We start from the raw sequence: 7,106 nt of genomic DNA on the forward strand, positions 1-7,106 counted from the left end.
TCTACCTTCTCCCACAAGGGGAGAAGGCAAGAACTTGAAAGCAGAAAGGAGGAAACGATGCGCTACCAGAACGCCACGGCGTATCGCTTCCTCGCGCCGTATCTGCTGATTTTTTCGATCTTCTGGCTGTGGCCGATCATCGATTCCTTCCTGATCTCGTTCCAGGCGACGCGCACCGTGCCGTGGCGCTTCGCGCCGACCTTCAACTGGGGCCGGCTGATCGGCGATCCGGCCTTCTTCAATGCCTTGAAGAACACATTGCTGATCCTTGTCATCCAGGTGCCGGTGATGATTTCGCTGGCGATTGTGATGGCGGTGCTTTTGAATTCGCCACTGCTCAAGGCCCGTGGCCTGTTCCGCTTTGCCTTCTTCGCGCCGGTCGTGGTCGGCGAGGTCGCCTATTCGGCGGTTTTCCGGCTGATGTTCAATCTCGACTACGGCATCATCAACAAATTGCTGAACAGCATCGGCCTGCCCAGTGTCGACTGGTTTACCAACGTCACCCCGGCGATGGCGGTGATCATGATGGCGGTGACGTGGCGCTGGGCCGGCTACAACGCCATCATCCTGCTCGCCGGCCTGCAGTCGATTCCCGAGGATGTCTACGAGGCGGCGACCCTGGACCGGGTCAGCAAGGTCAAACAGTTCTTCTACATCACGTTGCCGCTGCTCAAGCCGATCATCGTGTTCTGCGCCGTGCTGTCGATCATCGGCACCATGCAGCTGTTCACCGAGCCCTTCCTGATCACCGAGCGCGGCGGGCCGGGCGGCGGCACCGAAACGCTCGGGCTGCTGCTTTACCGCCAGGGCTTCCGGTCGCTCAATTTCGGCTACGCTTCGGCCGTCGCCTACACCATGGCCGGGCTGGCGATCGCCATTTCGCTGGTGCAGATATGGCTGACGAGGGAACCGAAATGACCTCGCACTCAAGAGTCAGCCGCTCCCAGGCCAGATTGGGACGCAGCATCGCGCTGCATCTGTTCCTGACGCCGCTGGCACTGGTCTGGCTGTTTCCGCTATGGATGATGGTGGTTTTTTCGACGATGCCCGACAACGGCATCTTCAGCCCCGACATCGAGCTTTTGCCGCATGGCAATTTCCTCGACAATGTCAGCAATCTGCAGCGCGGCACCAATTTCATCGGCGCCATCGGCATCTCCGTCTCGGTGGCGGTGACCTATACCTTCCTGTCGGTGATGCTGACCTCGATGGCCGGCTGGGCGCTGGCGCGTTACAACTTCTTCGGCAAGGGCATGGTCGTCGCCATCATCTTCGGCACCATCACGCTGCCCTATGCGGTCGTGCTGATCCCGCAATTCATCATGGTGGCGCGCGACTTCAAGCTCGCCAACACCTGGGTGGCGCTGATCGTGCCGCCGCTGTTCAATTCGCTGGGCGTGCTCTTCATGCGGCAGAGTTTTTCGATGATGCCGCACGAGCTGTTCGACGCCGCCAAGGTCGAGGGCGTCAAGGAATGGCGGATATTCCTGTTCGTCGCACTGCCTCTGGCGCGGCCGATGCTGGCGGCGCTCGCCATCATCCTCTTCCTTGCCTCCTGGAACAACTATCTCTGGCCGCTGCTGATCAATTCCAAGCCGGGCGCGATGACCGCGCCCGTGGCGCTCGGCACGCTGATCGGTCTCACCAAGGTGTCCTGGGGCGGCATCATGGCGGGCGCGGTGATGCTGACGGCGCCAATGCTCGTCGTGTTCGTGCTTCTGCAGCGCCATTTCGTTGCCGGCATCGCCGCCGGCGCCATCAAGTAAGGATCAGCATGGCGGCAGTCACACTCAAAAACGTCATCAAGCGCTTCGGCGTCTTCGAGATCGTCCACGGTGCCAATATCGACATCGATGACGGCGAATTCGTCGTCTTCGTCGGCCCTTCCGGCTGCGGCAAGTCCACGCTGCTTCGGATGATCGCCGGACTCGAGGACATCAGCGACGGCGAGATCGCCATTGGCGGCAAGGTGGTGAACGACGTCGAGGCGGCCGATCGCGGCATCGCCATGGTGTTCCAGTCCTACGCGCTCTATCCGCACATGACGGTCGAGCAGAATCTGAGCTTCGGCCTGAGAATGACCGGCAACCCCAAGGCAGATACCGAGCGGCGGGTGAAGCGGGCTTCCGAAATCCTGCGTATCGCCGAGCTGATGAAGCGGCGGCCGCGGCAATTGTCGGGCGGCCAGCGCCAGCGCGTCGCCATCGGCCGCGCCATCGTGCGTGAGCCGCAAGTGTTCCTGTTCGACGAACCGCTCAGCAATCTCGATGCCGAGCTCCGGGTGCAGATGCGCGTCGAGATATCGCGCCTTCATAAGGAACTCGGCGTTACCATGGTCTATGTGACGCACGACCAGACCGAGGCAATGACGCTGGCCGACAGGATCGTTGTGCTCAACGCCGGCAATATCGAGCAGATCGGCGCGCCGCTCGATCTCTACGACGACCCCGCCAACCGCTTCGTTGCCGGCTTCGTCGGCTCGCCGAAAATGAACTTCCTGGCGGCAAAAATGGTCGGGGCCGACAACGGTGCGGCGGTCGTCCAACTGGTCAATCATCGCGGCGCGCGACTGCGCAAGCCGCTTTCGGATGCCTTGCCTGCAACAGGCGGCGATGTTGTGCTTGGCGTGCGGCCGGAGCATTTCTTCGACGCCGGCCAGGGCGATTGCGACCTTACCCTCAAGGCCGACGTCGCCGAGCACTTGGGATCGGTGAGCTATGTCTATGCCAATTCCGGTACCGGTGGCGGACGCGAGGAACTGATCATCGAGCGCGAGGCCTCGCGGCATCGCGCGAACGGCGACGACCTGGTGGTGTCGATCAAAGCCGACCGCTCGCTTCTCTTCGACGCCACCGGCGCACGCATTCGCTAACCCATCTTTCTTTTGTCCGATCGCGATTGCTCGCGGCCACCCCACGGAGATTTGACATGACGTCCAAACCAGAAAAAGTTCGCTGGGGCATTCTCGGGCCCGGCAACATCGCCAAGGCTTTTGCCGGGGGCGTCGCCCATTCGCGCACCGGCACATTGGTCGCCTTAGGGGCGCGCAATCCCGGCAAGTCGGGGCTCACCGAGGCTTTCCCCGGCGCCCGCATCCTGGACGGCTACGAGGCTTTGGTTGGCGATCCGGATGTCGACGCGATCTATATTTCGACGCCGCATCCGAGCCATGCCGAATGGGCGATCAAGGCGGCCGAGGCCGGAAAGCACGTGCTTTGCGAAAAGCCGCTTGGCCTGACCGCATTCGAAGCCGACGCCATGATCCATGCCGCGCGCAAGGCCGGCACCTTTCTCGGCGAAGCCTTCATGTACCGGCTGCATCCGCAGACGGCCAAGCTGGTCGAGCTGATCAGGGCCGGCGCGATCGGCGACATCAAGATGATCAAATCCAGCTTCGGCTTCGCCATGCCGGGCTTCATGCCGGAGCACCGGCTTTACGCCAAGGATCTCGCCGGCGGCGGCATTCTCGATGTCGGCGGTTATCCCGTCTCGATGGCGCGGCTGATTGCCGGCGCAGCAGTGGGAAAGCCCTTCGCCGAGCCGGACAAAGTCGTCGGCGCTGCGCATCTCGGCCAATCCGGCGTCGACGAATGGGCGTCGGCGCTGTTGCATTTTCCGGGCGGCATCGTCGCGGAAGTGTCCTGCAGCATCTCGCTCGCTCAGGACAATGTCTTGCGTATTCTCGGCAGCAAAGGCCGCATCGAGGTGGCGGATTTCTGGTATGCCGGCGGCCAGCAAGGCGGCACCGGCGAAATCCGCATCATCCGTCCGGGTGACACCGAGGTGGTCGAGGTCACGGAGGACGGCTGGCTGTACGCATTTGAGGTCGACGCCGCCGGCGAGGCCATTCTCGGCGGAAAGCAGGAGTTCGCCTGGCCCGGCATGGGCTGGGCCGACAGTCTCGGCAATCTGCGCGTGCTCGACAAATGGCGGGCCGCAATCGGGCTCGAATACGACATCGAGAAACCGGCAAAGCGCGTCAACACGATCTCCGGACGGAAGCTGCGCTCCGGCGGAACCGCCATCCCCAAGCGCAGCATTCCGGGCCTGCCGCGGCCGGCCTCGTGCCTGGCGCTCGGCTTCGAGGATTTCCGCACCTTTTCGTCGGGCGCCATCCTGCTCGATGCCTATTTCGAGGCCGGCGGCAATCTGTTCGACACCGCCTTCGTCTACGGTTCCGGCTATACCGAGACGCTGCTCGGCCAGTGGCTGAAGAACCGCGGCGTGCGCGAGCAGTCGGTGGTCATCGGCAAGGGCGCGCACTCGCCGCTCTGCTATCCCGACGTCATCGGCAAGCAGCTCACCCAGTCGCTCGAACGGCTGCAGACCGACCATATCGACGTCTATTTCATGCACCGCGACAATCCGGACGTGCCGGTCGACGAGTTCGTCGATGCGATGGACCGCGAGGTCAAGGCCGGCCGCATTCGCGGTCCGTTCGGCGGCTCGAACTGGACGATGGACCGCATGGACAAGGCGATTGCCTATGCCGAGCGCACCGGCAAGCAGAAGCCCGGCGCGCTTTCCAACAATTTCTCGCTGGCCGAGATGCTGGAGCCGATCTGGGCAGGCTGCGTCACCTCCTCCAGCGACGAATGGAAGGCCTGGCTCGCCGCCCGGCAGATGCCGAATTTCGCCTGGTCGAGCCAGGGCCGCGGCTTCTTCACCGACCGCGCCGGGCGCGACCGGCGCGATAATGAGGAGCTGGTCCGGGTCTGGTATTCGGAGAGGAATTTCGGCCGTCGCGACCGCGCCATCGAGCTCGCCAAACGGCTGGGCAAAAGCCCGATCCACGTCGCGCTCGCCTATGTGCTGGCGCAGCCGTTTCCGTCCGTCCCGCTGATCGGGCCGCGCACGCTCGACGAGTTGGAAGACAGCCTCCAGGCGCTCGACATCTCACTTTCGCCGCACGATCTCGCATGGCTGGATAGCGGTTCGGATCAGGCCCGCGCGCGGGCCTGACGGCAGCGGCAGTCGCTTCGGCCTACGCTGCGCCCTTAGCTTCCGGACTGTTTGCACGGCCCTTACCCTCTCCCGCAAAGAACCGGGAAAGGGTAAGAATGAGGTCAGCGCAAAGGCCACTGGAAGTTAGGCAAGACAGATGCTCGACATCGCACCGACGAAACAGGCTGCCACCTGGCTCGATTCCTTTGCCCGGGCGCTCGAGGCCGGCGACGTCGAGGCGGCAACCAATTTGTTCGTCGAGGACTGCTACTGGCGCGATCTCTTGACCTTCACCTGGAACGTCAGGACGATGGAGGGCCGCGTCGCGATCCGCGACATGCTGGCGGCGACGCTGGCAACGACAAAACCTGCCCGGTGGCAGCTCAGCGGCGAAGCGACTTCGGACGAAGGCACGATCGAAGCCTGGTTTTCTTTCGAGACGTCATCGGCGTGGGGCCAAGGCATCATGCGCCTCAGGGACGGCAAATGCCGGACACTGTTTACCGCGATGAGCGATCTCAAGGGGTTTGAGGAGCGCAAGGGCCCGGCGCGGCCGCTGGGTGTCCGCCACAAGGCCGATCCGGAGCGCGAGACCTGGCTGGAGGCGAGGGCGCGCGAGACGCGTGAACTCGGCGCCGGCCAGCAGCCTTATTGCCTGGTCATCGGCGGCGGCCAGGGCGGCATCATGCTGGGCGCCCGGCTCCGGCAATTGGCCGTGCCGGCCATAGTCATCGAGAAGAACGCTCAGGCCGGCGATTCCTGGCGCAATCGCTACCGCTCGCTCGTGCTGCACGACCCGGTCTGGTACGACCATCTGCCCTACATACCGTTTCCCGAGAACTGGCCCGTGTTCACGCCCAAGGACAAGATGGGCGACTGGCTGGAGATGTATACGCGCGTCATGGAGCTCAACTACTGGACCTCCACGACATGCGTGAGCGCGTCCTATGACGAGACCGAAAGGGTCTGGACGGTCGAACTCGATCGCGCCGGCGAGCGCATCACGCTAAAGCCGAAGCATATCGTCTTTGCGACCGGCGCCTATGGCCCGCCCAGGCGCATCGACCTGCCGGGTGCCGATGTCTTCAACGGCGAGATCCTGCATTCCAGCCAGTATTCCAGCGGCGAGAAATTCCGCGGCAAAAAGGTCGCCGTCATCGGCGCCGCAAGTTCCGGCCATGACGTCAGCGTCGACCTCTGGGAGAGCGGCGCCGAGGTGACGATGGTCCAGCGCTCGCCGACGACGGTGGTCAAGTCGGACACGCTGATGGAGATCGGTTTCGAGATCTTTTCGGAAAAGGCGCTGGCCCGCGGCATCACCACCGAGAAGGCCGACATGATCGTCGCCTCGACGCCGTTCGCGCTGCTGCCGCAAGGCCAGCGGGCGCTTTACGACATCATCAAGGCGCGCGACGCGGCCTTCTACGATCGTTTGCGCGGCGCCGGCTTCGCCATCGATTTCGGCGACGACGAGACCGGGCTCCTGATGAAGGCCTACCGCACCGGCTCGGGCTTCTACATCGATGTCGGCGCTTGCGACCTGATCATCGACGGCGAGATCGGCATCCGCAGCGGCGTCGGGATCAAGTCGCTGACGCAGACAGGCATCCTCTTCGACGACGGCACCGAACTGGCGGCCGACGCAATCATCGCCTGCACCGGCTATCTCTCGATGAACGAAACGGTGGCGGCGATCGTCTCGCGCGAAGTCGCCAACAAGGTCGGCCCGTGCTGGGGGATTGGCTCGGGCGTGAAAGGCGACCCGGGTCCATGGCAAGGCGAATTGCGCAACATGTGGAAGCCGACGGCACAGGAAGCGCTGTGGTTCCACGGCGGCAATCTGGCGCTGTCGCGCTTCTATTCGAAGTACGTCGCGCTGCAGATCAAGGCGAGGATGGAAGGCATTGCGACGCCGGTTTATGGAGCGGCGGGGCGGTGAAGCTGTGATCTCCCCCCTTGAGGAGGAGATGGCCGGCAGGCCAGAGGGGGTCGCCGCGCGTCGAGCGCCAGCCTCCATCCGTTGCAGGAAGACGAGCCCGGTCGAACCGACCCCCTCTGTCGCCTTCGGCGACATCTCCCCCTCGAGGGGCAGGGCTATCGCATATGAGTGATGGCATTGATGAGATAGTCGTCGTTCCAGGCGCATTTCTTGATGCGATGGC

5 protein-coding genes are annotated in these 7,106 nt (G+C 63.5%); all 5 read left to right on the top strand.

The features are described 5' to 3' along the window. The first annotated feature begins 57 nt into the window (after positions 1-57). The 5 genes from NKI39_RS23995 (at position 58) to NKI39_RS24015 (ending at position 6,883) form a co-directional block, all read left to right on the top strand. The gene (locus NKI39_RS23995; protein WP_254817930.1) at positions 58-918 is read left to right on the top strand and encodes a carbohydrate ABC transporter permease; all 861 of its coding nucleotides are present in this window, start codon (positions 58-60) and stop codon (positions 916-918) included. After that, a complete protein-coding gene (locus NKI39_RS24000) occupies positions 915-1,766 on the top strand; it encodes a carbohydrate ABC transporter permease (protein WP_023675945.1) in 852 nt (283 codons plus the stop codon). The genes NKI39_RS23995 and NKI39_RS24000 overlap by 4 nt, the downstream gene beginning before the upstream one ends. Positions 1,767-1,774: 8 nt before the next feature. After that, positions 1,775-2,872 (top strand): ABC transporter ATP-binding protein, encoded by a 1,098-nt coding sequence (locus NKI39_RS24005; protein ID WP_352820759.1) that lies wholly within the window; start codon positions 1,775-1,777, stop codon positions 2,870-2,872. A 56-nt stretch (positions 2,873-2,928) separates the two neighbouring features. After that, positions 2,929-4,962, top strand: a complete 2,034-nt coding sequence (locus tag NKI39_RS24010) for an aldo/keto reductase (RefSeq protein WP_352820761.1) — start codon at positions 2,929-2,931, stop codon at positions 4,960-4,962. Between the two features lie 139 nt (positions 4,963-5,101). After that, positions 5,102-6,883 (top strand): NAD(P)-binding domain-containing protein, encoded by a 1,782-nt coding sequence (locus tag NKI39_RS24015; protein WP_352614661.1) that lies wholly within the window; start codon positions 5,102-5,104, stop codon positions 6,881-6,883. Positions 6,884-7,106 lie beyond the last annotated feature (223 nt).

The organism is Mesorhizobium sp. M0664 (assembly GCF_040320565.1).
GTDB lineage: Bacteria > Pseudomonadota > Alphaproteobacteria > Rhizobiales > Rhizobiaceae > Mesorhizobium.

Bases quoted from the DNA above. Each gene is read 5' to 3' on its own strand.
- NKI39_RS23995 (WP_254817930.1), top strand. From the start codon at position 58: ATGCGCTACCAGAACGCCACGGCGTATCGCTTCCTCGCGCCGTATCTG.
- NKI39_RS24000 (WP_023675945.1), top strand. From the start codon at position 915: ATGACCTCGCACTCAAGAGTCAGCCGCTCCCAGGCCAGATTGGGACGC.
- NKI39_RS24005 (WP_352820759.1), top strand. From the start codon at position 1,775: ATGGCGGCAGTCACACTCAAAAACGTCATCAAGCGCTTCGGCGTCTTC.
- NKI39_RS24010 (WP_352820761.1), top strand. From the start codon at position 2,929: ATGACGTCCAAACCAGAAAAAGTTCGCTGGGGCATTCTCGGGCCCGGC.
- NKI39_RS24015 (WP_352614661.1), top strand. From the start codon at position 5,102: ATGCTCGACATCGCACCGACGAAACAGGCTGCCACCTGGCTCGATTCC.